This is a genomic window from Rhizobium sp. Root491 (assembly GCF_001427205.1).
In the GTDB taxonomy this organism is placed as follows: domain Bacteria; phylum Pseudomonadota; class Alphaproteobacteria; order Rhizobiales; family Rhizobiaceae; genus Agrobacterium; species Agrobacterium tumefaciens.
The window spans coordinates 455057-479648 of record NZ_LMFF01000017.1; the positions used below are offsets into that span (position 1 = coordinate 455057).

Consider the following 24592-nt stretch of genomic DNA (forward strand, 5'->3'; position numbering starts at 1 on the left):
ATGATTCCAGTGAGAAAATGGCGTAAATTCAAAATATTGGCCGATATAGCTAATGTACTGGATTATTTCAAATCGTAGTTCGAGATCGAAAACGTCGTTTGGAGATCCGGCGTGGTTGGGACACCCCCAAACCGCGCCGGACTGATCTGTGCTCAAACGTCCGCCATCAAACTGCCAGCAGCTTTTCGTTGCCGATGCGGGTTTTCTCGACGGCGCCCTCCGTTTCGATGCGCTTGCCGGTGGCCGGATCGAAAAAGTGGAGGTGGGCCGGGGGCAGTTCGAAGTGGACGCGCTGGCCGGGCTTGACCAACAGATCTTCGCCGATGGCTGCGGAGAAAGTTTCGCCGGCGATTTCCGCATGTACGATGCGGCCGGAACCCAGCTCTTCTACAAAGTCCACGGTTGCGGGCACGCCCGCACCCTCGATGCTGACCAGGCATTGTTCAGGGCGAATGCCGACTGTCACGTCGCGCCCGCGCAGCTCCAGCGCGGTCTCGGGGAAGAGCTTCACCGGCTGGCCGCCCAGCATGACCGATGGAGATTCGACCTCCACCCGCGTGTTGAACAGGTTCATCGCCGGTGAGCCGATGAAGGAGGCTACGAAGGTGCTGGCGGGGCGGTGATAGATATCGAGCGGATGACCGACCTGCTCCACATTGCCCTTGTTCATAACCACCAGCCGGTCGGCCAGCGTCATGGCTTCCACCTGATCATGGGTGACGAAGACGGAGGTGGCCGATAGGCGCTGGTGCAGTTTGCGGATTTCGGCGCGCATCGTCACACGCAGCTTTGCATCGAGGTTGGACAGCGGTTCATCGAACAGGAATACCTGCGGTTCGCGGATGATTGCGCGGGCCATGGCCACGCGCTGGCGCTGGCCACCGGAAAGGGCGGCGGGCTTGCGTTCGAGATAGTCGGAAAGACCAACGATCTTGGCCGTTTCCTCGATGCGGCGAAGACGTTCAGCCTTGGGAACGCCTGCGACCTTCAGCGCATAACCGATATTGCCTGATACCGTCATATGCGGATAAAGCGCGTAGTTCTGGAACACCATGGCGCAACCGCGCTCGCGCGGCTCCAGCGTGTTGACGACGCGCCCGCCAATGGCGATTTCACCTGACGTGATGTCCTCCAGCCCGGCGATCATTCGCAGAAGTGTGGACTTGCCGCAGCCCGAGGGGCCGAGGATGACGACGAATTCGCCGGTTTCGAAAGTGAGATCCACGCCGTGCAGGGTCGGGGTCTTGCCATAGGATTTGCGGACCTGCCGAATATCGATCTGAGCCATGATATTAAGAACCTTGTTGTTGAGAGCCACGCGTCGCGTCGTCACTTGTCGGATGACACGAGACCGCGCACGAACCAGCGTTGCAGGAACGCCACGACGAGAAGGGGCGGCGTGATGATGATGAGGGAACCGGCAAGCGTGACGTTCCAGTCCGGCGTGCCGTCCTCCGAAGGCAAAAGGGCACGCAACGACATCATCACCGTCTTGTAGGAGGGGTCGGTGACCATCAGCAGCGGCCACAGATACTGGTTCCACGAGGAGACGAAGAGAATGGTGGTGAGGGCCAGCATGTTGGTGCGCGAGAGCGGCAGCAGCACGTCGAAAAAGAAACGCACGGGGCCGGAGCCATCCATGCGCGCCGCCTCCGCAAGTTCATCAGGCAGGGTCATGAAAAACTGCCGGTAGAGAAAGGTGCCGGTGGCCGTGGCGACAAGCGGCAGCGACAGGCCCGCATAGGAATTGAGCAGGTTCCATTCGATGTTGACTTCGACACCGCTCACCAGCGCTATAAGGTAACGGAACGGCTGGAACACATCCGCTGCCACGGCATAGGTCGGAACGGCGCGAATTTCGAGCGGCAGCATCAGCGTGATGAAGACGGACCAGAAAAACAGGTGTTTCAGCGGCGAGCGGAAAAACACGATGGCGAAGGCGGTCAGAGCGGAAAGGGCTACCTTGCCCGCAGTGACGAGCGAGGCCATCACCAGGCTGTTGAACATGGCGTTGCCCAGATTGGCGCGGTTCCAGGCGGTGCTGAGATTTTTGAAAAGCTCGCCCTGCGGCATGAAGCTGAAGGGCGTGTGGTTCACCTGCTGCACCGTCTGGCTGGCGCCTGCCAATACCACGATGAAGGGGCCGATAAGAAGCAGAAGTCCCGCGACCATGACCACGTAGGTAAAGGCGTCGGCATAGGGCGTGCGCTGTATCATCTCTCAGGCCTCACTTGTAATGGACGCGCCGCTCGATGAAGCGGAACTGGATGAAGGTGAAGACCATGATGAGGCCGATGAGGACGATGGTTTGTGCCGAGGCACCGGAATAGTTCAGCCCTTCGAAGGCCTCGGTGACGATGCGGTAAACCATCACATCGGTGGCGCGGTTGGGGCCGCCCGCCGTCAGCGAATGCACGATGCCGAACGTGTCCTGGCCGACGAAACCCTCGGTCATCATCGTCACCATCAGGAAGAACAGCGTGGGTGCGAGCAACGGCACCTGAATGTCTATGGCGCGGCGGATCGGGCCGGAGCCATCCATTGCCGCAGCTTCCGTCAGCGAACGGGGCACGGATTGCAGGCCGGCAAACAGGAAGATGAAGGTGTAGCCCGCCCATTTCCAGATAAAGATGGCGATGACGAGCGTCAGTGCATGTTCGCCGTATTTCGCCGGGTTCCAGATATCTGGCCAGGCGGCGTTGAGTGAAGCGGCCAACCCGCGTTCCGGCGACAGGATGAAGCGGAAGGCCATGCCTGCGGCGGGACCTGCGATGGCGAAGGGCAGGATATACAGAACCCGGAAAAATCCGGAGCCGGGAAGCTGGCGGTCGACGGAGAGCGCCAGGGTGAGGCCGATGAGGATGGCGACGAAGGGGCCGACGGTCGCGAAGATCAGGCTGACGGTAACGGAATGCCAGTAGAATGGATCAGAGAAGACTTCCTGGAAATTGGCGAAACCAACGAATTCTGCCGCGCCGCCGAAGGGCGGCTGGAGGGTGAAGGCCCAGTTGATCACCGCCGCCACGGGCCAGTAGAAGAACAGGAGGATCAGTGCCAGCTGCGGCAATGCGAACAGCAGCGGCAACCATGTGCTTTTGAAAACGGCGCGCTTTTCCATGAAATATCCGAAACAGAAAATGGCATTAAGGGTTTGCCCGCGCGGAGACGGGCAAACCCAGGCGAAAAGGACCGCTTAGTTCAGCTTGGCGCCGGCATAGGTCTTTTCGAAGCGGCGCAGGCCGGCATTCGAGCGCTCGACAGCCTTGTCGAGTTCGGTCTGAATATCGGCGTTCTGCATGAAGATGGCTTCGAGCGAGGTCGAGACTTCCTTGCGGATCTGCGTGAAGCCGCCGAGGCGGATGCCGCGGGTATATTCGGACGGCGGCGTAAACGTGAGGCTCTCGATTGCCTTTTCACGGCCCTTGTAGGGCGCCTTGTCGTAGAAGCCGTTGGCCTTCATGGCGTCGAAGCCGGTCTTGGTGACCGGGATGTAGCCGGTAACGGTCGACCACCACTCAACCATATCAGGCTGCGCGATGAAGTTCAGGAATGCGGCCGCACCCTTGTATTCAGCTTCCGGACGACCAGCCATGACCCAGAGCGAAGCGCCGCCAACCAGCGAGTTGTGGCGCTCGGTGCCCTTCCAGATCGGCAGCATGGCGACGTCCCACTTCACGCCCTCAGGCATGGTCTTGCCGACGGTGCCATGGCCGGCAATCGAGGACATGAACATCTGGCAGGTCTGCGAGGTGAAAGCGGGCAGGATGTCCATGCCGAGCTGCTTGGTCTTGACGACGAACAGCTTCTCGTCCTGCATCTTCTTGAAGAATTTGACCTGATCAACGAACTTCGTCTTGTTGATCGTCAGTTCGGCGTCGAGGCCCTGATAACCGTTGCCCTTGGTGGCGATTGGCTGGTTGTGGATGGCAGAGAACTGTTCCATCAGCATCCAGGTGTCGAAATTAAAGGCCAGCGGGCATTCGAAACCGGCCGTCTTGAGCTTCCGGGCGGCTTCTTCAACCTGTTCCCATGTGTCGGGCTTGAAGGTGATGCCGGCTTTTTCGAAAGCGGTGACATTGTAATAGAAGACCGCGGTGGAGGAATTATAGGGGAAGGAGTTCAGCTCGCCGTCAGCCGTTGCATAATAATTGGCAATGCCGGGGAAATAGTTGTTCCAGTCGATCTTGTAGCCGTTGTCGGCCATCAGCTTCTTGGCGGGAACGAAAGCCTTGGACAACATCATGTCCAGCGTGCCGGCATCGTAGATCTGGGTAATGGCGGGCTGCTTCTTGGCGCGGTAGGCGGCAATGGTGTTCTGCAGCGTGGCGTCGTAGTCGTTCTGCGACGTGCAGACGATTTCGAATTCAGCCTGGGAGTCGTTGAACTTCTTGCAGGTTTCCTGAACGCGGTCGCCGAGATCGCCGGAAAGGCCGTGCCAGAATTCGAATTTGGTCTTTTCTGCGTGGGCAGCCGTGGCGCCGAAGGCGGCGGCAATGGCAACGCCTGCCACGAAAGAGGTCAGAGCGGAAGATTTCATAAGTTGAGCCCCGTTGATGGAGTAATGGCATGACCGGCGAGGACGTCACGTCCCCAACACGAAGCCACGGGCTCTGCTAGCAGCCGTCTTTGACGGATCGCTTACACTTTGTTGAACGTTTTGTGATGAGTGAAGGTACAGGCACGCATAGGCGTCCGGGGAAAATCAGATAAACGGGTTTTATCTGATTTTCCGTTTCTTTTCAGTTCTTTACTTGAAATGTCTTTCTTCGCTACTTGTCGCTGAATGACTTGTTAGCATCAACCCCGACGTGCCGCCTCGATGGTGGCGACGTCGATTTTCTTCATATCCATCATTGCCGCGAAGGCACGTTTGGCCTCGGCGCCGCCGGCGGACATTGCTTCCATCAGCACCCGCGGGGTGATCTGCCAGGAGATGCCCCATCGGTCCTTGCACCAGCCGCAGGCACTTTCTTCTCCGCCGTTGCCGACGATGGCATTCCAGTATCGGTCCGTCTCTTCCTGATCTTCAGTCGAAATCTGGAACGAGAAAGCCTCGGTGTGCTTGAATGTCGGACCACCGTTGAGGCCGATACAGGAGACGCCTGCCACCGTGAATTCCACCATCAGCACGTCCCCCTCCTTGCCGGAGGGGTAATCGCCCGGCGCCCGATAGACGGAATTGACGGTACTGTCGGGAAAGGTCTCGGCATAAAATCTGGCTGCGGCCTCGGCATCCCTATCGTACCAGATGCAGATCATGTTCTTCTTCACGGCGTGTTCCTCCCAAAAGAAAGCCCCATTCGGTAAACAATGTCGCCATGCGCCGATCGTTCCGAGAGGAGGCGGGAAGGTGCAATTTTGCAAAGGAATAAAGGTTGTGCGTCATGACGGCGCCGGCGCGATGATCAAACGCGACGCGCATGGATATTTAAATCCAGCGCCTCACCTCTCGGCGATAGGCATCATATGCCGGGCCCAGCCGCGCCCGTTCTGAAGAATAAATATGAAACAATGTCTCTTTGTGACGTGAAGCGCGTGCTTGATCTAATGTGCAGATTTTTGCGGCAGGAAGACGCGTATTGCCCAAATTTCGCCCGTACCATCAACTCGCGTGATCAACGTCAAGATTATCCTTAAATATTATTTAATAATGTAATCATATTGTTGGTGAACGATTTTCAGTAGAAACCGTCCAGCTGCCATCGGAGGATCGCGCGTGAGTTTTCTTGATCGTGGTGCCAATGCTTTCGCGGTTCTTGCCGCGCTCTCCAAATCTCAAGCCATCATCGAATTTGATATGGCCGGAAAGATTCTCGCCGCCAACGAGAATTTCTGTCGTGCGCTCGGTTACGAGCTGGCGGAAATAGTCGGCAGACATCACAGCATGTTCGTTGAACCTGAAGTCGTGTCATCGCAGGACTACAAGGCCTTCTGGTCAAAGCTTTCGGCCGGCCAGTTCGATCAGCGGCAGTACAAGCGCATTGGCAAGGGTGGCAGGGAAGTCTGGATCGAGGCCTCCTATAATCCGGTGTACCGTCGCGGCAAGCCGGTGAAAGTGGTCAAGATCGCCACGGATATTACCGAGCGCAAGCTGAAGGCGGCGGAAGATGCGGGCAAGATCGACGCCCTGTCGCGGGCGCAGGCCATCATCGAGTTCTCTCCGAACGGCGAGGTCCTGACGGCTAACGAGAATTTTCTGGCGTCGCTCGGCTATTCGCTCGCCGAGGTGCAGGGAAGGCATCATTCGATGTTCTGCGAACCCGCCTACACACAGTCCCCGCAATATGCGCAATTCTGGAAAAGGCTTGCCGGCGGCGATCTGGTGGCGGATGAATTCATGCGGCTTGGCAAGGGCGGTCGCAAGGTTTTCATTCAGGCCTCCTATAATCCGATCTTCGATTTGTCCGGCAAGGTGTTCAAAGTCGTCAAATTTGCCACCGACGTGACCGGACGTGTTGAAAATGTCGAGAAGCTCGCGCAGTCCCTGACCAATCTGGCTGACGGTGATCTTTCGCAGAGCATCGACAAACCCTTTATCCCCTCGCTTGAAAGATTGCGGTCCGACTTCAACGCAGCCTCGAAAAAGCTCAAGAAGGCCATGACGCTGGTCTCTGAAAATGCCGGCGCCATTTCTTCGGGGTCGAATGAAATAAGGTCCGCGGCCGACGATCTCGCCAGACGTACGGAACAGCAGGCCGCCTCTATCGAGGAGACGGCTGCGGCCCTCGAGGAGATCACCACCACCGTCAATGATTCAAGCCGCCGGGCGGAAGAGGCTGGAAAAATCGTCGGCCGTGCCCGCGACCACGCCGAACATTCAGGTCAGGTTGTGCGCGATGCGATCAGTGCCATGGACCAGATCGAAAAATCGTCGCGTGAGATTTCGAATATTATCGGCGTTATCGACGAGATTGCCTTTCAGACCAATCTGCTTGCGCTGAATGCAGGCGTGGAAGCTGCCCGCGCAGGCGAAGCAGGCAAGGGTTTTGCCGTGGTCGCGCAGGAAGTTCGCGAACTTGCGCAACGCTCGGCGACTGCCGCAAAGGAAATCAAGAGCCTGATCAACGCGTCTGGCACGCAGGTTGAAAACGGCGTTGGCCTTGTTACCAAAGCGGGCTCTGCCTTGCAGGAAATCGCGGAACAGGTGCGCGACATCAACACCAATGTCGTAGCGATCGTCGATGCCGCGCGCGAACAGTCGACCGCGCTCGCCGAGATAAATCAGGCGGTCAACACCGTTGACCAGGGAACGCAGCAGAATGCCGCGATGGTTGAGGAGCAGACGGCTGCCAGCCACAGCCTTGCACGGGAAGCGGCAGCGTTGTTTGAGCTTTTAGGGCAATTCCGGTTCGATGACGTATCGCACTCGACATCGTCGTCGCGGAGCGGCTTCGAGCAGCAGGCTACCTTTGCCACTCCGCGTCGCCCGGCATCCCGCCCGCTTGCGGTGCGCGGTTCCGCTGCAGTCGCCGTTGAACATGAGGATTGGCAGGACTTTTAAGCACACAAGATGGCCTTGCCGACGCGGAAATGCGACCTTTATTTTGGACGCATGGAAGCCTCGGCAAGGCCCAAACCGAAGCTTCCATTGAAGAAGAGCCGTAGGTCTGGGCATATCTTGCAGAATGCCTGATAATCGGCGTATCGGGCGTGGGATTTGCGGGGAGTTTTGCTTGGCGGGGATATCGACACGCTGCGTGAGTCTTGCTCTGTGGTTGCTGGCGCTTGCCAGTGGCACGACCGGGGCCGAGGAGAAGGCCGATGGCAAAGTCTCCTGCACCTACACCCATGATGTCGCGCCGGAATTGTGCATCCGTGTCGAAAGCTACAATAACGACCTGTGTCACGCCATCGAGGTTCTGGCCGGGCGCCACGCCGTTCCGCCGGATTATTTCGCCCGGCTCATCTGGCGGGAAAGCCTGTTCCGGGCCAATGCGGTCAGCCCGAAGGGCGCGGAAGGCATAGCACAGTTCATGCCTGGAACCGCAAAGCTGCGTGGTCTCAAAGACAGCTTCAACATAATCGCCGCACTCGAGGCCTCTTCCCGGTATCTGTCCGAGCTGAATACGCAGTTTGGCAATTTCGGTCTCGCCGCCGCAGCTTATAATGCGGGCGAGGCGGGATTGCGGAATTTTATCGCGACCGGTCGGCTGCCGACGGAAACCCGGGATTATGTGTTTGCGATAACGGGATATCCGGTTGAGAAATGGAAGGACAACCCGCCGGAAAAGGCGGCCCCGGCATTGGATGAGACCCGCTCTTTCATCGATGCCTGTCTGCGTCTGGCCGACACGCGAACGATGAACGATCCTGTCCTCATCTCGTCGGCCGACTGGGCGCCCTGGGGCGTGCAGCTTGCCGCGCATTATAATCCGGCGGTGGCGAACCGGCTTTTTACCCGCGCCATTGGCCAACTATCCGGGCCGCTTAATGCCGAACGAGCTTTGATCGTGCGGCAGCGAGGCGGCAATTTCGGTTCGCGCCCGCGTTATGCCGCCCGCATCGGCCGCGATACACGCGCCCAGGCCAACGAGCTTTGCGGCGAAATCCGCCAGGCCGGCATTCCCTGCACCGTGTTCCGCAACAGATGAGATCACCTGTATGACCCTGTCGATCATAACAAGTTGATCAGCATCTGGGTCGCACCTCCTTTCAGAGCAAAATTATCGAGCCTAGATTGCAACGCTGACGACGGAACGTGTCGGCTGATGGTATTCTGTGAGGGAAGAAAACTGAAAATGAGATGGCTTGAAGCGGGATGTCTGGTCGGCGTGCTGGCCGCCATTTCTGGGTGCGCCACGACCGGGCAGACGGACGCATCGCGAACGGTGGCGAGCCTCGTGGGCCAACCCCTGGATGCGGCTATCGCCAGACTTGGCCGTCCTAACAAGGTGGTCATCGAAAAGGGCGCGACGGAATCCTATTGGCTGAAGGTGGATGTTGAGACCTATGCCGGCCTCTCCAACAAGCGGGAAATCCGCACCTTGAACGGGCAGGTGCGGATATCGGAAACGGAAGGCATGAAGATCAAGGAGCATCGCCGCGACTGCATCATCAAGATCACCGCGGATCCCGCTTCCACCATCAAGACCAGCGAAATCATCGGCAATCCGGCCAATTGCGAGAACATTATCAATCGCCCAAACACCTGAGGCGGTCGCATTTGAGACTGTTACATCGCTTCGAACGACCGAACCACCGTAAGAGGTGGATTGTGGGCGATCTCCTAATATGCGACCATCCGTGCCGGAGGATGCGTGCATGGTATCGACGCTGTCGCATATACGAGAGATCGAACGTGTCGGCATGGGCGCGGTCAGCCCGCGTGATACGCCGGTCATCCAGTCCTGGCTGCGCTGCCTCAATGACTACAAGCTCGACCCAACGATTGCGCAGGAAGCCTATATCGTGCCCGAGCTGAAGCTTCGGGAGCATCGCGAGCAGGCCGAGGAGCTCATCCGTATCGGCCGCTCCGGTCTCGAAGCCCTGTTCAACCAGATTGCCGAGCAGAATTACGTCCTGCTGCTGTCGGATGCGCGCGGCGTTACCGTCGATTTCATGGGCGACCCGACCTTCGACAACCAGTTGCGGCGGGCGGGGCTTTACCTTGGCTCGGAATGGTCGGAAAACCGGGCCGGCACCTGCGCTGTTGGCGCCTGCCTCGTTTCCGGCGAGCCGGTGATCATCCATCAGGATGACCATTTCGATACCAGCCATATCGGGCTGACCTGCACTGCGGCGCCCGTCTTCGATACGCTCGGCGATCTCACCGCCGTGCTCGACATTTCCCAGCTGCGCTCGCCGACGGCCAAGGCCAGCCAGCAACTGGCGCTGCATCTCGTTGCCTCCACCGCGCGGCGCATCGAGCTTGCCAATCTCATGACCCGCACCCGCAATGACTGGGTGTTGCGTCTTGCCCGTTCACCTGAGTTTCTTGACGTCGATCCCGATGCGGCGATCGCCCTTGATGGCAGCGGACGTGTCACCGGCATGACCCATGGTGGCTTCGGCGCGCTGGCGCGCTCCATGAACATGCACGGGCTTGCCACCCGCGATTTTCTCGGCCAGCCGATTTCCTCGGTCTTCGATATCGATGTGGACGACCTGCCGCGCTTCATGCGCGGGCGGCCGAATGGCGAGCGGCTTTTGCGCGCCCGCAACGGTCTGGTGCTTTTTGCCAGCGCGATCGCGCCCGCCGTCAGCATTCGCGCTCCTGTCAAGCCTGAGCCACGCTTGCCGCGAGCGCTGAGGGACATGAGCAACGGCGATCCGGCGATGGAAAAGGTGCAGGCGCGGGCAGCAAAGCTTGCCGCCCGCGATATTCCCATCCTCATTCAGGGTGAGACGGGCAGCGGCAAGGAATATCTGGCACGGGCGATCCATGACAGCTGCAACAGCGACGGTAATTTCGTCGCCGTCAATTGTGCGGCAATCCCGGAGCATCTGATCGAATCCGAATTGTTCGGCTATACGCCCGGTGCCTTCACCGGCGCCAGCCAGAAAGGCAAGCGCGGTCTCATCGAGGAGGCAAGTGGCGGCACTTTGTTCCTGGATGAGATTGGCGACATGCCGCTTTCTCTTCAAAGCCGCCTGCTGCGCGTGCTTTCGGAAAACGAGGTGCAGCCGGTTGGCGCATTGAAAGCCAAGCCGGTGCGTCTGAGAGTACTGTCCGCATCGCACCGCGATCTTGCCGAACTGGTGAAGGAAGGCCGTTTCCGGCAGGACCTCTATTATCGCCTGAACGCCGCAACGGTGACGCTGCCGGCGCTGCGGGAGCGCGAGGATCTCGGCTGGCTGATCGATCAGTTTCTCCGCCGCATCGAGAAGGAAAACGGCGAGACCTACAGGATCGATAAGGCGGCACGGGCAATTCTGCTTGACCATGACTGGCCGGGCAATCTGCGCGAACTCTTCAATGCACTGCGGGTTGCAGCCGCGCTTTCCGATGGCGGCAAGATCAATCCGGGTTGCCTGCCTGAACACCTCTTTGCCGAAGTCGCCACCGATGATGCTTTGCGCGATGACGACGATCTGCGCCGGGCGCTGAAGGACTGCGGCAACAACGTCTCGGCGCTGGCGCGAAGCCTCGGCGTCAACCGCTCCACCATTCACCGCCGTCTCAAACGCCTGAATTGACTGCGTCCGAACCGGTGCGACCATTGCAACACCTGTTGCACGGAACCTGTTGCATTCTGCCGGCGAGCCTAAGAGCTGAATTTGTAACCAATTGAAAATACGTCAAGATATGGCGCAAGCCATTCTGGCATGCCGCTTGCTGATCCTTCTGTGCAAGAACTACAGGAGGAAATGCAATGAAAGCACTGCGCTTTCACGCCGCCAAGGACCTACGCATCGAGGATGTGGATATGCCGCCCGAGCCCGGTCCGGGTGAGGTGCTCGTCGAAAACAAGTTCTGCGGCATCTGCGGCACGGACCTGCACGAATATGCCTATGGCCCGATCTTCGTGCCGAAGGAGCCGCATCCTTTCACCGGCGCGCACGGGCCGCAAATTCTCGGTCATGAATTCGGCGGTGTCGTAAAGGCCGTAGGCGAGGGCGTTAGCCACGTAAAGCCCGGCGACCGGGTATCGATCCAGCCGCTCATCATGCCGCGTCATGGCGACTATTATGCTGATCGCGGTCTTTATCACCTGAGTAAAAATCTCGCTCTCGCCGGTCTGTCCTGGCATTCCGGCGGCATGGCGCAGGCCGCTCTTCTCAACGACTATAACGTCCAGCCGATACCCGATGCGCTTTCCGATCAGGAAGCGGCCCTCATCGAGCCGACGGCAGTCGCGGTTTATGCCTGCGACCGTGGCGGTGTCACGGCCGGCAGCAGCGTGCTTGTGACCGGTGCCGGGCCGATCGGCATTCTCGTCGCCATGGCGGCCAGGGCGGCCGGTGCCTCGCAGATATTTCTTTCCGATCTCAACGACACGCGTCTGGCGCTGGCGCGGGCGGCGCTTGGCGAGGTGCGCACGATCAATCCCAAGACGGAAAAGGTGGGCGATGTCATCCGCGCCGAGACCGAAGGCAATGTTGGCTGCGATGTCGCCATCGAATGCGTCGGCAATGAATATGCGCTGAAGAACTGCGCCGATGCCGTGCGAAAGCAGGGCGTTGTGGTGCAGACCGGCCTCCACCCCGGCGAAAACCCGCTGAACTGGTTCGACGTGACCTTCAAGGACATCGATATCCGCGGCTCCTGGGCCTATCCGACTCACTACTGGCCGCGTGTTGCCCGGCTGATCGCCAGCGGCCAGATCCCGGCGAGCCGGATCGTTACCAAAAACGTCTCACTCAGCGAGGCGGTCACGGAAGGGTTCGACCAGCTGCTCGACCCGGCCGGCAAGCATCTGAAGATCCTGATCGACCTGTCACGATAGGCCGATTTGAAGTGCGGGGCGGTTGAGGAGCCGTCCCGTTTCCACATTGAGCAGGAGGAGGAATACATGCTCGACAAGACCCCCACCACCCGCCTTCAGGCGCTTCTCGATACGTTCGGGGCAGCACTCGAAGCTGGCCGCATCGATGATGCCGTTAATCTGTTTGCCGAGGATTGCTACTGGCGCGACCTCGTTGCCTTTACCTGGAACATCAAGACCGTCGAAGGTCGCGATCAGGTGCGCGACATGCTGCAGGCGCAGCTTTCGACAGCCAGACCCACAAACTGGCGCATCGCTACCGGCGAGGAGGCGACGGAGGCGGATGGTGTGCTTGAAAGCTGGATCACCTTCGAGACGGCGACAGGGCGCGGCTACGGCCTCGTGCGCTTCAGGAACGGGCAGATATGGACGCTGCTGACGGCGCTTTCCGAACTGAAGGGCCATGAGGAAAAATCGGGCTTCACCCGCCCGCTCGGCGCAAGGCACGGCCAGAACCTTGGTGCCAAAACCTGGATGGAGGAGCGCGAGGAGGAAGCGCGCACGCTCGGTTATGACAAGCAGCCCTATACCGTCATCATCGGCGGTGGGCAGGGCGGCATCGCGCTCGGTGCCCGGTTGCGCCAGCTCGGCGTGCCGACGATCATACTCGAAAAGAACGAGCGGCCGGGTGATAGCTGGCGCAAGCGCTACAAGTCGCTCTGCCTGCATGACCCGGTCTGGTACGACCATCTGCCTTACATCGATTTTCCGAAGAACTGGCCGGTCTTTGCCCCCAAGGACAAGATCGGTGACTGGCTCGAATTCTACACCAAGGTAATGGAACTGAACTACTGGACCCGCTCCACTGCCAAATCCGCCAAGTGGGACGAGGCGGCGAAGGAATGGTCGATCGTCGTCGATCGCGATGGCGAGGAAGTCGTGCTCCGGCCAAAGCAACTGGTCTTTGCCACCGGCATGTCCGGCAAGGCTAATATTCCGGATTTCAAGGGGCGCGAGCGCTTCAACGGCGATCAGCACCATTCCTCGCAGCATCCGGGGCCGGATGGGTACAAGGGCAAGAAGGTCGCCGTGATCGGTTCCAACAATTCGGCCCATGATATCTGCGCCGCGCTCTACGAAGCGGGTATCGATGTGACCATGATCCAGCGCTCGACGACCCATATCGTCAAATCCGACACGCTGATGGATATAGGGCTCGGTGCGCTCTATTCCGAACAGGCGTTGGCGAATGGGGTGACGACGGCGAAGGCCGATCTCATCTTCGCGTCGCTGCCCTACCGGATCATGCATGAGTTCCAGATCCCGCTTTACGACAAGATGAGGGAGCGCGACGCCGATTTTTACGCCGCACTGGAAAAAGCCGGGTTCCAGCTAGACTGGGGTGCGGATGGCTCCGGCCTCTTCATGAAGTACCTGCGGCGCGGCTCCGGTTATTATATTGATATCGGCGCCTCGCAGCTGATCATCGATGGCAAGGTGAAGCTTGCCGCCGGTCAGGTTGACGAGATCACCGAAAACTCGATCAAACTCGCTGACGGCAAGGAGATCTCTGCTGACGTCATTGTCTATGCGACGGGATATGGTTCGATGAATGGCTGGGTCGCTGATCTCATCGATCAGGAAACGGCAGACAGGGTCGGCAAGGTCTGGGGTCTCGGTTCGGATACGCCGAAAGACCCGGGGCCGTGGGAAGGCGAGCAGCGCAACATGTGGAAGCCGACGCAGCAGGAGGCGCTGTGGTTCCACGGCGGCAACCTGCACCAGTCGCGGCATTATTCGCAATATCTCGCCTTGCAGTTGAAGGCGCGCATGGAGGGGCTTCCTACACCTGTCTATGCATTGCAACCGGTTCACCACACACGCTGACCACGGGTATTTCGATCGATAATGGTAATGCAGAAAGGGGGCGGAACATTCCGCCCCCTTTCTGAATCCAATGCGGGCAATGCCAAACGGACGCCGCCCGGTTTCTGTGGATCACGGCAACCGCTGTTGTTAGTGTGAGCCTCTGCGCATATGTTGGAAAACTCAATATCGATTTCCGGCCAAAGCGGACAGAAGAACAATGACCTCCCAGTTGGATTTTTTCGCTTCCGCGACGGCGCGGCTTCCTCAGGCTGAGCGCGGGCGAAAAGCGGGTGGTCGTGAAACGACGCAGAAATCGGTTCCTGATGATGAGGCTTTGGTCGGATATCTCGAATCCACAGGCAATTACCGCGTCCTGCGCAAGTTGCAGGCGCGCGCGATATGCGAGCAGCCGCGACCGGGGTTTCCACGTCAGGGCGTGATCCTCGACACCGAGACCACGGGCCTCAACCACCGAACTGACGAGATCATCGAAATCGGCGTCATTACGTTCACATTCGACGATCAGGGCACGATCGGGGATGTCACCGGGGTCTATGGCGGTCTGCGACAGCCGGGCACTTCCATCCCGGAAGAAATCACGCGCCTGACGGGTATCACCGATGAAATGGTTGCCGGACAGACGATAGACATCGACCGGCTGACCTCCCTTGTTGAAGGTGCTGATCTGATCATTGCCCACAATGCCGGCTTCGATCGTCCGTTTTGCGAGGCCTTCTCGCCGATCTTCCGCAATAAGGCCTGGGCCTGCTCCGTTTCTGAGATTGACTGGAGTGGTCGGGGTTTTGAGGGCAGCAAGCTCGCCTACCTCATCGGGCAATCCGGCTATTTCCATGATGGCCACCGAGCAGTCGACGATTGTTTCGCTCTGCTGGAGGTGCTGGAACAGGTACGCGCTGGCCAAAGCGGGACGCCCTTCACGGAACTCCATGAAGCCAGCCAGCACTCCCGGGTTCGCATTTACGCGGAGAACAGCCCGTTCGACATGAAGGATCATCTGAAAAAGCGGGGCTATCGCTGGTCTGATGGTTCCGATGGCCGGCCCAAATCCTGGTGGGTGGAACTGGCGGAGGAAAAGCTCGAGGAAGAGCTGCATTTCCTCCGAACCGAAATTTACCGCTGGGACGCCGATCCCACGGTCAAGTATCTGACGGCATTCGACCGGTTCAAAGCCGGCTAGAAAGAAACCGCGACGGCCATACCGTCAAGTTTGCACAGCTCTGCGTTTTTTTTGATGTTTGTCGATTTTCTTGCTCAAAATTTGAGCGGGTAGGCGCGAGCTTTTTCGCGGCATTTTGATTTTAAAACAATATCTGTTCTGGCACGGGCCTTGCTTTCAGTCTTGTATGCAAGATTTACATACCAAGCAGGACCGTCAGATAAACATCGAAGAAGCCATCGTTTCCGGCATTCTTTCGGCGCGCATCCGGCCGGGCACGCGGCTCAGCGAAAATCAGCTGGCTGGACTCTTCTCCGTTTCACGTACGCGGGTACGGGAGGCGATGATGCGGCTGGAAACACGTGGCATCGTCCATGTCAGCGCGCGGCGAGGGTGGTTCGTCGTCGAGCCCTCCGCCGAGGAGGCGATGACCATCTATGAGGCGCGGCGGATTATCGAATCCGGATTGCTTCGCAGCATGCGGATGCTGTCGGAGGAGGGGCGCAAGGTCCTCGTCGCGCATCTTGAGGAAGAGAAAGTCGCAATAGCCGCAGGTGACCGCCAGCGCCTTACCTGCCTCATGGGCGATTTTCATATCCGCATCGCCGAGCTTTGCGGCAATGCCGTGCTCATCGAGCTGCTACGCGATCTGACCGCCCGGACAATTCTGATCTCCATGCTCTACCAGTCGGAGTTTCATGCCCTCCAGTCCCATGAGGGGCATTGCCGTATCTTCGACGCGATGGCTGCGGGCGATTTCGTGAGGGCGGCGGAGCTTTCCATCGAGCATCTGGACGAGGTGGAAACCGGCCTCGACCTCACTCGACGCCCCGATCCTCTCGCCGGCCTTCGCCGGTCGCTCGCCCTACCGGAAATGAATGGCGGCGATCCGGATAAAATTCACATGCAACACAATCAACACAAGGAGAATGACATATGATCTTCAGACGGACCCTCATCGCTGCCGCCGCCATGGCTGCCGCCTTTGGTCTTTCCGCGCCCGCCAAGGCGGACGCCCTTGCCGACATCACCGCACGCGGCACGCTGCGTGTGGCCGTACCGCAGGATTTCCCGCCCTTCGGCAGCGTTGCTGCTGATATGACCCCGCAGGGCTACGACATCGACATGGCCAAGATGATCGCCGACAAGCTGGGCGTGAAGGTGGAACTCGTCCCGGTCACCAGTGCCAACCGTGTTCCCTATCTCCAGACCAACAAGGTCGATCTCGTTATCTCCAGCCTCGGCAAGAATGCAGATCGTGAAAAAGTTATTGATTTCTCTGATGCTTACGCGCCTTTCTTCAACGGCGTTTTCGGCCCGGCCGACGTCGCGATCTCCAAGGCCGAAGACCTTAAGGGCAAGACCATCGCCGTCACGCGCGGTGCCGTCGAGGACCTGGAACTGACGAAGGTCGCGCCTTCGGACGCCACCATCAAGCGTTACGAGGACAATAACGGCACCATCTCGGCCTTCCTTTCGGGCCAGGTGGAAGTTGTCGCGACCGGCAACGTGGTTGCAGCCGCCATCCTCGCCAAGAACCCCCCGAAGCGTCCGGAATTGAAGTTCCTCATCAAGAACTCTCCCTGCTACATCGGCCTCAACAAGAACGAGCCGGCCTTACTGGAAAAGGTCAACGCCACCGTAGCTGCAGCCAAGGCCGACGGCTCGCTGAATGCGATCGCCACCAAGTGGCTTGGCCAGGATCTGCCGAAAGACCTTTGATCATCGTTTGCCATGGTCATCCCGGATCCGCCGGGATGACGCCTTCTCCACCGGCGCAAGGGGACTGTTTCTTGAGCTATCAATTTGATTTCCTGTGGCTTGGCGAATATTGGCCACAAATTGCCAAAGGCATCGCCATTACCAGCCAACTCACGCTGGTCGGCGGCGTGGTCGGCGTTTCACTTGGCATCGCCTGCGCCTGGGCCAGGGCGCTCGGACCTTCATGGTTGAAGCCCATCGTCGGCACCTATGTGGAGCTCATCCGCAATACGCCTTTTCTGATCCAGTTGTTTTTCATCTTCTTTGGCCTGCCATCGCTTGGTTTCAAGCTTACAGAGCTGACCGCGGCAAATCTGGCGATGATCGTCAATCTGGGCGCCTATAGTTGCGAGATCATCCGCGCCGGTATTCAGGCGACGCCGAAGGGCCAGTTCGAGGCGGGCGCGAGCCTTGCCATGACGCGCTTCGAAACGTTTCGCCATGTGGTGCTCACACCCTCGCTGCAACGCATCTGGCCGGCGCTTTCCTCGCAAGTGGTGATCGTCATGCTCGGCTCGGCCGTCGTTTCGCAGATTGCGGTGGAAGACCTGACCTTTGCGGCGAACTTCATCCAGTCGCGCACGTTCCGCGCCTTCGAAGCCTACATCCTGTCAACCGTCATCTACCTGCTGCTCGCCATCCTGTTGCGGCAGGGCATGCTGGCGCTCGGCAGCTTTCTTTTCCCGAGGAGGGCGGCACGATGACTGAATTCACCTTTTGGGACATTCTGCGCAACCTGCTGCTCTCCACCCGCTGGACGCTGTTGCTATCGCTCGTTTCCTTCATCGGCGGCGGTATGGTGGGCATCGTGCTTCTGTGGTTGCGCATCAGCCCGCGCCGGGCTTTGAACCGTGCTGCCCGCATCTATATCGAAGTCTTTCAGGGCACCCCGCTGCTGATGCAGCTTTTCATCGCTTTTTTCGGCCTCGGTCTCCTCGGGGTTGATGTTCCGGCCTGGCTTGCGGCTGGAGTGGCGCTTATCCTCTGGACCGCTGCCTTCCTTGCGGAAATCTGGCGCGGCTGCGTTGAGGCGATTGCGAAGGGCCAGTGGGAGGCGTCCGCCAGCCTTGCCATGGGCCGCCTGCAACAGATGCGTTACGTCATCCTGCCGCAGGCGCTTAAGATCGCCATTCCGCCAACGGTCGGTTTTTCCGTGCAGGTCGTCAAGGGCACAGCACTCACCTCCATCATCGGTTTCGTTGAACTGTCCAAGGCTGGCACGATCGTCACCAATGCCACCTTCCAGCCCTTCACCGTCTATGGGCTGGTTGCTCTCATCTATTTCGCCCTCTGCTGGCCGCTGTCGAAATCCAGCCAGTTCCTAGAAAGGAAGCTCAATGTCGCTCATCGAAATCACTGAAGTCCACAAGAGCTTTGGCGACAATGAGGTGCTGAAGGGCATAAATCTGGATGTCGAACCCGGCGAGGTGATCGCCATCATCGGCAAAAGCGGCTCTGGAAAATCGACGCTGCTTCGCTGCATCAACGGACTGGAGACGATCAGCGCCGGCTCGATCCAGGTGGCGGGTGCGCAGTTGCTGGACGATGAGCTGCATCTGAAGGCATTGCGGCTGAAGGTCGGCATGATCTTCCAGCAATTCAACCTCTTTCCGCATCTGACGGCCGGCGGCAATGTCATGCTTTCGCAGATGGTGGTGAAAAAGGTCACCAAGCCGGAGGCCGAGGTGACGGCGCGCAGGATGCTGGAGCGTGTCGGGCTGGCGCACAAGTTCGATGCCTATCCGGATGAACTGTCCGGCGGCCAGCAGCAGCGCGTGGCGATTGCCCGCGCCCTTGCCATGCAGCCTATCGCCCTTCTCTGTGACGAGATTACCTCGGCGCTCGACCCCGAACTCGTGTCTGAGGTGCTGGCCGTCGTGCGCGAACTGGCAAAGGAAGGCATGACGCTGCTGATGGTGACGCATGAAATGAAGTTTGCTCGCGACGTCTGCTCGCGCGTCGTCTTCATGCATCAGGGCCGCGTGCACGAGATCGGGCCGCCGGAAGATGTTTTTGCCAACCCCCAGACGCCGGAACTCAAGCAGTTCCTTGGCATGATCTAAGCACAGTACCGACGCACGCGACCGGAGCGGTGCGTGCGTCGGCAGTAGCCTTTGTGTTGTGTTTGCCGGGAAAATGTCCGCTATTCCAGTAGTGTCAGCCAGTTCGTTTCGATGGCACTCTTTTCCCGATTTCATGTTTCCCTGTCGGTCGCTCAGATCGCATACAATTTCCGCACCAAATCGAAAACAATCGATGTAAATTTGAGCAGGCCGGTGGCGGGACTGGTGGACACATCGAAATTCCCGTTTTATATCAATGGCAAAGCCGATTGGCACGGCTCCTGCATGACAAAGACGTCGCAGGAGAGTGTTCATGAGCAAAGCCGCAGCAATCGACATCGCTTCCGTTTCTAAGATTTATGGCAACACCACCGCGGTGCATGCCATAAGCCTCAAGATACCGGCAGGAAGTTACTGCTGCCTGCTTGGTCCTTCGGGCTGCGGCAAGACCTCGACACTGCGAATGATCGCCGGCCACGAAAGCATTTCAAGCGGCGATGTCAGGCTTGGTAATGTGGTCGTCACCGATCTGCCGCCCGCTAAACGCGGCACGGCAATGATGTTCCAGTCCTATGCGCTGTTTCCTCATCTCGATCTCGTCGACAACGTTGCCTTCAGCCTCAAGATGAAGGGGGTGGACAAGGAGGCGCGCCGCGCCAAGGCGCTGGAGATGCTGCGGCTGATGCAGCTCGAACCCTATGCCACCCGGCGCCCGGCCCAGCTTTCCGGCGGGCAGCAGCAGCGCGTGGCGTTGGCTCGCGCGCTTATCACCGACCCCGAGGCGTTGCTGCTGGATGAGCCGCTTTCGGCACTCGATCCTTTCCTCAAGATCCGTATGCGGGCCGAGCTGAAGAAGCTGCAAACCTCGCTCGGCATCACCTTTGTTCACGTCACACACAGTCAGGAAGAGGCAATGGCGCTGGCCGACGTCATCGTCGTCATGAATGATGGCCGCATCGAGCAGGCAGCGACGCCGCGCGAGCTGTTTGAGCGCCCGGCCACCGCTTTCGTCGCCCGCTTCATGGGCGATCACAATGTCATTTCCGGCCGGTTCAAGGAAAAGAACGGCGATCTCGTCACGCTGGAGGTTGCGGGCGGCGGCACCTTCACGGCAGGCGGCGTTGCCCCGGATGACGGCGCGGTCGATATCGCCGTTCGTACCGACCGTGTGCGCGTCGGCGAGGCGGATCAACCCGGTTTCGGTTTTACCGGCATCGTCTCGAATGTCGAATATCGCGGTGCAAGCGTGAAGATCGCCGTGACCGGCGCGGGCATTGAGGATTTCAACGCCATCCTCAGCGACGTCGCCTTCTTCGAAAAGCCGGTAAAGACCGGCGACGCCATACCGCTTTCATGGAATGCGGCCGATGCCATCGTGCTCGGCCGGGTAGAGAAGTGACCCCAAAAATAACCAGAGGAGAACTTTGAAATGACCGACAACTCCAACAGCAACAAGGGCCTGTCCCGCCGTGGCCTTCTAAAGGCAGGTGCCGCCGCAACAGGCGCGGCCATCGGCTCCGGCCTTGTCACCGGTTTCCCGACCATATGGGCGCAGAACCCGATCACGATCCGCCAGTTCGGCACGGGTGTTTCGAACCTCAATGCGATTGCCGAAAAGTGCAAGGCTGATCTCGGTATCACACTGGAGATGACGGCGACGGATTCGGATGCGGCCGCGCAGCGCGCCGTGACCCAGCCGAACTCCTACGATATCGCCGATATCGAATACTGGATCCTGAAGAAGGTCTACCCGGCGGGTGTCATTCAGCCAATGGAAATCAAGAAGCTGAAATATTACGACAAGATCGTTCCGCTGTTTAAAAACGGCAAGCTGACGCCCGATAGCGTCGTGGCCCAGGGTACCGCCCCGCACACGGTCGGTTTCGTCGAAAAGCCCGGCGACAAGAAGTTTGCGAAAAGCGAAACCGATTATTTCACCATGGTTCCGACCATCTACAATGCCGATACGCTCGGCATTCGCCCCGATCTCGTCGGCCGCGATATCACCAGCTGGGCCGATATCATGGACCCCAAGTTCAAGGGCAAGGCCTCTATCCTCAACATCCCCTCCATCGGCATCATGGATGCGGCGATGATCATGGAAGCCATGGGCAACATCAAATATGCCGACAAGGGCAACATGACGAAGGAGGAGATCGACAAGACCATCGACTTCCTCATCAAGGCCAAGAAGGACGGGCAGTTCCGCGCTTTCTGGAAGAGCTTCGATGAAAGCGTCAACCTCATGGCGTCGGGTGAAGTCGTGATCCAGTCCATGTGGTCGCCCGCCGTCGCCGCCGTTCGCTCCAAGGGCATCGCCTGCAAATACCAGCCGCTCAAGGAAGGCTATCGCTCATGGGGCGGCGGCCTTGGCCTTGCCAAGCACCTCTCCGGTGCCAAGCTGGATGCGGCCTATGAGTATATCAACTGGTACACCTCCGGCTGGGTCGGCGCCTACCTCAACCGTCAGGGCTATTACTCCGCCGCCATGGATACGGCCAAGGAACATATGTCGGCCGACGAGTGGGGCTACTGGGTCGAAGGCAAGCCCGCGCAGGGCGATATCATCGCGCCTGATGGCAAGGTCATGGAAAAAGCCGGTGCAGTGCGCGACGGCGGTTCGTTCCAAGAGCGCATGGGCAAGGTCGCCTGCTGGAACTCCGTCATGGACGAGGACCGCTACATGGTTCGTCGCTGGAACGAGTTCATCGCGGCCTGATCTTCTCGCCTTTCGCAGACATGAGGCCGCGCCGACGCGGCCTCTCTTTCACAGGCAGCCAGCAGGAGAAAAGCCTTGGTGACAGTCAGATTCATCGGCGTGAGCGAAAAAAAGGACAAGCCGTCCCGCAGCTTCGCCCTGCCGCAGAAGCTTGTGTCCTATATTCAGGCCACACCGCTTTTCCTGATCCTCGGCTTTTTCCTGCTTTTACCGATCGTCATGATCGCCGTCGTCAGTTTCTGGGATTATGATTTTGCCCAGATGTATCCGGGTTTCGTGACCTTCAACTATACCGAGACGCTCGGTTCCTGGGTCACGTGGCAAACCTATATCAACACGCTGAAATTCGCCGCCATCGTCTGGGCGATCACGCTGTTCTGCGGTTTCTGGATAGCTTATTTCCTCGCTTTTCATATCCGCACCACCACCATGCAGATGGTTCTGTTCCTCGTCTGCACCGTGCCTTTCCTGACGTCGAACATCATCCGCATGATTTCCTGGATTCCCGTTCTCGGGCGCAACGGGCTGGTCAACAGCGCGCTGGTCAGCGCCGGCATCGTACCTGCGCCAATCGAATGGCTGCTCTATTCGGATTTTGCCGTGGTGCTGGCCATGGTGCATCTTTATACGCTTTTCATGGTCACACCCATCTTCAACACGCTGATGCGCATCGACAAATCGCTGATCGAAGCGGCGCGCGATGCCGGGGCGACTGGCTGGCAGACCCTCTGGAACGTTATCATTCCGCTTGCCAAACCTGGCATGGCGATCGGCAGCATCTTTGTCGTGACGCTTGTCATGGCCGATTTCTCCACGGTTCAGGTGATGTCCGGCGGGCAGAGCGCGTCGGTGGCACTGATGATGAAGAACCAGATGTCGCTGCTACAATATCCCGCGGCGGCCGCAAATGCCGTCATCCTGCTCATCCTCGTTCTTCTGATGGTCGCGGGCATCCTGCGCATCGTCGATATCCGCAAGGAGCTGTGACCCATGCATTCGGAAAAACGCGGCCGTGAATTCTATGTCCTCGCCTTCTTTTTTCTGCTCTTCGTGCTGTTCCTCTACGGCCCGCTGTCGGCAATCCTCATCCTGGCCTTTCAGGGGCCGAATGGCGGACTGACCTTTCCACTCAACGGTGTTTCGCTGCACTGGTTCGGCAATCTTTTCGAACAGCAGGCGGTCGGCGATTTTGGCGGCTCGTTCCGCCGTTCCTTCGGGCTTGGCGTCATGGTCATGGTCGTCACGGTGTTCGTCTCGCTTTTGGCGGGTCTCGCTTTCCGGCGCAAATTCATCGGCGCGACGCCGCTATTCTATCTTTCCGTCGCAAGCCTCGTGGTGCCATCGATCATCATATCACTCGGTATCGGCGTTCTTTTCCAACAGCTTGGGCTGGAACCTTCATGGTATACATCAGCATTTGGCGCGCACCTGACCTGGACGCTGCCATTCGGCGTGCTCATCATGCTGGCGGTTTTCAACCGTTTTTCTCCATCCTATGAAGAAGCCGCCCGCGATCTCGGGGCATCCGCCTGGCAGACGTTTGCCCATGTGGTGCTGCCGATGATTGCACCGAGCCTGATAGGCGTCGGCCTGTTCGGCTTTACGCTTTCCTATGACGAATTTGCCCGCACGCTGATGACGTCAGGCACCTACAACACCCTGCCGCTGGAAATCTACGGCATGACCACCAACGTCACGACGCCAGTGCTTTACGCGCTCGGAGCCGTCACGACCCTTTTCTCCTTCCTGGTTATTGCGGCCACGCTTGGCCTGATCGTCACTCTGAACCGTCGCCATTCGCGTTGATGAAAAAACAGAACATGCGCATCCTCGTCATTAATCCGAATACGACGCAATCCATGACAGCGACGATCGCCGACGCGGCGACGCGCGCGGCCAGTTGCGATACGGAAATCCTCGCAGTGACCTCTTCCATGGGGCCTGTCTCCATCGAAGGATATTACGATGAGGTTTTCGCGGTACCCGGCCTGCTGCTCGAGCTTGCCAAGGCGCCGACGCTTGGTGCCAGGGCAGCCGTCATCGCCTGTTTCGACGACACCGGGCTCGATGCGGCCCGCGCGCTCGCCGACATACCCGTAATTGGGATTTGCGAAGCGGCGGTTTCAGCCACGGCATTCATCGCGCAGAGGTTTACGATCGTTACGACGATGGAGCGTTCGCGGCTGCCGCTCGAACATCTCGTTCACCGTTATGGCATGTCTGCCCGCTGCAATGTGCGTGCCGCCGATATTCCCGTCCTGTCGCTGGAAGATCCGGCATCAAATGCCAGGGAGAGACTGCGGGAGGAGATTTCACTGGCCCTGCGTCAAGATCGCGCCGAAGCGATTGTGCTTGGCTGCGCCGGTATGGCGGATCTCACCGCCGAGTTGCGCAGCGAATTCGGCGTGCCTGTTATCGATGGAGTCGCTGCGGCGGTGAAACAGGCGGAATCGCTGGTATCGATGGGGCTTTCGACCGCCAAGCGCGGCGCCTATGCCACGCCACTCGCCAAGCCCTATCGCGGATTGCTTGAAGCGTTCGGGCCGGACAGGCTTTCCGGGGTGTCTGTGGACGGTTGAAACAGCCGTTCCAATGTGTTCGGGCGGTGACGCGGTCTGCCGTAAAATGCACGCGAATA

22 protein-coding genes are annotated in these 24592 nt (G+C 58.9%); 17 read left to right on the top strand and 5 right to left on the bottom strand.

Going from position 1 to position 24592, the window contains the following annotated elements; genetic code table 11:
• Nucleotides 1-166: 166 nt before the first annotated feature.
• The 5 genes from ASD46_RS22200 to ASD46_RS22220 all read right to left on the bottom strand — a co-directional run bounded on the left by ASD46_RS22200 (nucleotide 167) and on the right by ASD46_RS22220 (nucleotide 5271).
• A complete protein-coding gene (locus ASD46_RS22200) occupies nucleotides 167-1288 on the bottom strand; it encodes a sn-glycerol-3-phosphate import ATP-binding protein UgpC (RefSeq protein WP_035200546.1) in 1122 nt (373 codons plus the stop codon).
• Between the two features lie 41 nt (nucleotides 1289-1329).
• Nucleotides 1330-2217 (bottom strand): ABC transporter permease subunit, encoded by an 888-nt coding sequence (locus tag ASD46_RS22205; RefSeq protein ID WP_060642683.1) that lies wholly within the window; start codon nucleotides 2215-2217, stop codon nucleotides 1330-1332.
• A gap of 10 nt (nucleotides 2218-2227) precedes the next feature.
• Entirely contained in the window at nucleotides 2228-3118 is an 891-nt protein-coding gene (locus ASD46_RS22210; RefSeq protein ID WP_035199309.1) for a carbohydrate ABC transporter permease, read from the bottom strand.
• A gap of 75 nt (nucleotides 3119-3193) precedes the next feature.
• Nucleotides 3194-4537 carry an extracellular solute-binding protein gene (locus tag ASD46_RS22215; RefSeq protein ID WP_003517816.1) on the bottom strand — a complete coding sequence of 448 codons (1344 nt, stop codon included), beginning with the start codon at nucleotides 4535-4537 and terminating at the stop codon, nucleotides 3194-3196.
• A 260-nt stretch (nucleotides 4538-4797) separates the two neighbouring features.
• Nucleotides 4798-5271, bottom strand: coding sequence for a VOC family protein (locus ASD46_RS22220; protein ID WP_025595986.1), 474 nt, complete (start codon nucleotides 5269-5271; stop codon nucleotides 4798-4800).
• Between the two features lie 445 nt (nucleotides 5272-5716).
• On the opposite strand from ASD46_RS22220, the gene ASD46_RS22225 reads away from it, so the two are divergent.
• The 17 genes from ASD46_RS22225 (at nucleotide 5717) to ASD46_RS22305 (ending at nucleotide 24533) form a co-directional block, all read left to right on the top strand.
• Nucleotides 5717-7501 (top strand): methyl-accepting chemotaxis protein, encoded by a 1785-nt coding sequence (locus tag ASD46_RS22225; RefSeq protein ID WP_060642684.1) that lies wholly within the window; start codon nucleotides 5717-5719, stop codon nucleotides 7499-7501.
• A gap of 196 nt (nucleotides 7502-7697) precedes the next feature.
• Nucleotides 7698-8591, top strand: coding sequence for a lytic transglycosylase domain-containing protein (locus ASD46_RS22230; protein WP_003517809.1), 894 nt, complete (start codon nucleotides 7698-7700; stop codon nucleotides 8589-8591).
• Between the two features lie 147 nt (nucleotides 8592-8738).
• Nucleotides 8739-9152, top strand: a complete 414-nt coding sequence (locus ASD46_RS22235) for a hypothetical protein (protein WP_035199307.1) — start codon at nucleotides 8739-8741, stop codon at nucleotides 9150-9152.
• A 109-nt stretch (nucleotides 9153-9261) separates the two neighbouring features.
• The gene (locus ASD46_RS22240) at nucleotides 9262-11136 is read left to right on the top strand and encodes a sigma-54-dependent Fis family transcriptional regulator (protein WP_060642685.1); all 1875 of its coding nucleotides are present in this window, start codon (nucleotides 9262-9264) and stop codon (nucleotides 11134-11136) included.
• 176 nt (nucleotides 11137-11312) lie between these two features.
• On the top strand, nucleotides 11313-12386 hold the full coding sequence (locus ASD46_RS22245; RefSeq protein WP_035199305.1) for a 2,3-butanediol dehydrogenase: 1074 nt from the start codon (nucleotides 11313-11315) through the stop codon (nucleotides 12384-12386).
• Nucleotides 12387-12452: 66 nt separating this feature from the next.
• On the top strand, nucleotides 12453-14252 hold the full coding sequence (locus ASD46_RS22250; protein ID WP_060642686.1) for an NAD(P)/FAD-dependent oxidoreductase: 1800 nt from the start codon (nucleotides 12453-12455) through the stop codon (nucleotides 14250-14252).
• A gap of 199 nt (nucleotides 14253-14451) precedes the next feature.
• On the top strand, nucleotides 14452-15432 hold the full coding sequence (locus ASD46_RS22255) for a 3'-5' exonuclease (protein WP_060642687.1): 981 nt from the start codon (nucleotides 14452-14454) through the stop codon (nucleotides 15430-15432).
• Nucleotides 15433-15598: 166 nt separating this feature from the next.
• Nucleotides 15599-16351, top strand: a complete 753-nt coding sequence (locus tag ASD46_RS22260; RefSeq protein WP_003517798.1) for a GntR family transcriptional regulator — start codon at nucleotides 15599-15601, stop codon at nucleotides 16349-16351.
• Nucleotides 16348-17133, top strand: coding sequence for a transporter substrate-binding domain-containing protein (locus tag ASD46_RS22265; RefSeq protein WP_060642688.1), 786 nt, complete (start codon nucleotides 16348-16350; stop codon nucleotides 17131-17133). Before ASD46_RS22260 ends, ASD46_RS22265 begins: the two co-directional genes overlap by 4 nt.
• A gap of 71 nt (nucleotides 17134-17204) precedes the next feature.
• Nucleotides 17205-17876 (top strand): amino acid ABC transporter permease, encoded by a 672-nt coding sequence (locus tag ASD46_RS22270; protein ID WP_003517793.1) that lies wholly within the window; start codon nucleotides 17205-17207, stop codon nucleotides 17874-17876.
• The gene (locus ASD46_RS22275) at nucleotides 17873-18532 is read left to right on the top strand and encodes an amino acid ABC transporter permease (protein ID WP_019566432.1); all 660 of its coding nucleotides are present in this window, start codon (nucleotides 17873-17875) and stop codon (nucleotides 18530-18532) included. The genes ASD46_RS22270 and ASD46_RS22275 overlap by 4 nt, the downstream gene beginning before the upstream one ends.
• On the top strand, nucleotides 18510-19235 hold the full coding sequence (locus ASD46_RS22280) for an amino acid ABC transporter ATP-binding protein (RefSeq protein ID WP_019566431.1): 726 nt from the start codon (nucleotides 18510-18512) through the stop codon (nucleotides 19233-19235). The genes ASD46_RS22275 and ASD46_RS22280 overlap by 23 nt, the downstream gene beginning before the upstream one ends.
• Nucleotides 19236-19548: 313 nt before the next feature.
• Nucleotides 19549-20634 (top strand): ABC transporter ATP-binding protein, encoded by a 1086-nt coding sequence (locus ASD46_RS22285; RefSeq protein ID WP_019566430.1) that lies wholly within the window; start codon nucleotides 19549-19551, stop codon nucleotides 20632-20634.
• A 30-nt stretch (nucleotides 20635-20664) separates the two neighbouring features.
• Entirely contained in the window at nucleotides 20665-21954 is a 1290-nt protein-coding gene (locus tag ASD46_RS22290) for an ABC transporter substrate-binding protein (RefSeq protein WP_003517786.1), read from the top strand.
• Between the two features lie 75 nt (nucleotides 21955-22029).
• The gene (locus ASD46_RS22295; protein WP_060642689.1) at nucleotides 22030-22941 is read left to right on the top strand and encodes an ABC transporter permease; all 912 of its coding nucleotides are present in this window, start codon (nucleotides 22030-22032) and stop codon (nucleotides 22939-22941) included.
• A gap of 3 nt (nucleotides 22942-22944) precedes the next feature.
• The gene (locus ASD46_RS22300) at nucleotides 22945-23760 is read left to right on the top strand and encodes an ABC transporter permease (protein ID WP_060642690.1); all 816 of its coding nucleotides are present in this window, start codon (nucleotides 22945-22947) and stop codon (nucleotides 23758-23760) included.
• A 14-nt stretch (nucleotides 23761-23774) separates the two neighbouring features.
• A complete protein-coding gene (locus tag ASD46_RS22305; RefSeq protein WP_025595993.1) occupies nucleotides 23775-24533 on the top strand; it encodes an aspartate/glutamate racemase family protein in 759 nt (252 codons plus the stop codon).
• The last annotated feature ends 59 nt before the right edge of the window (nucleotides 24534-24592 follow it).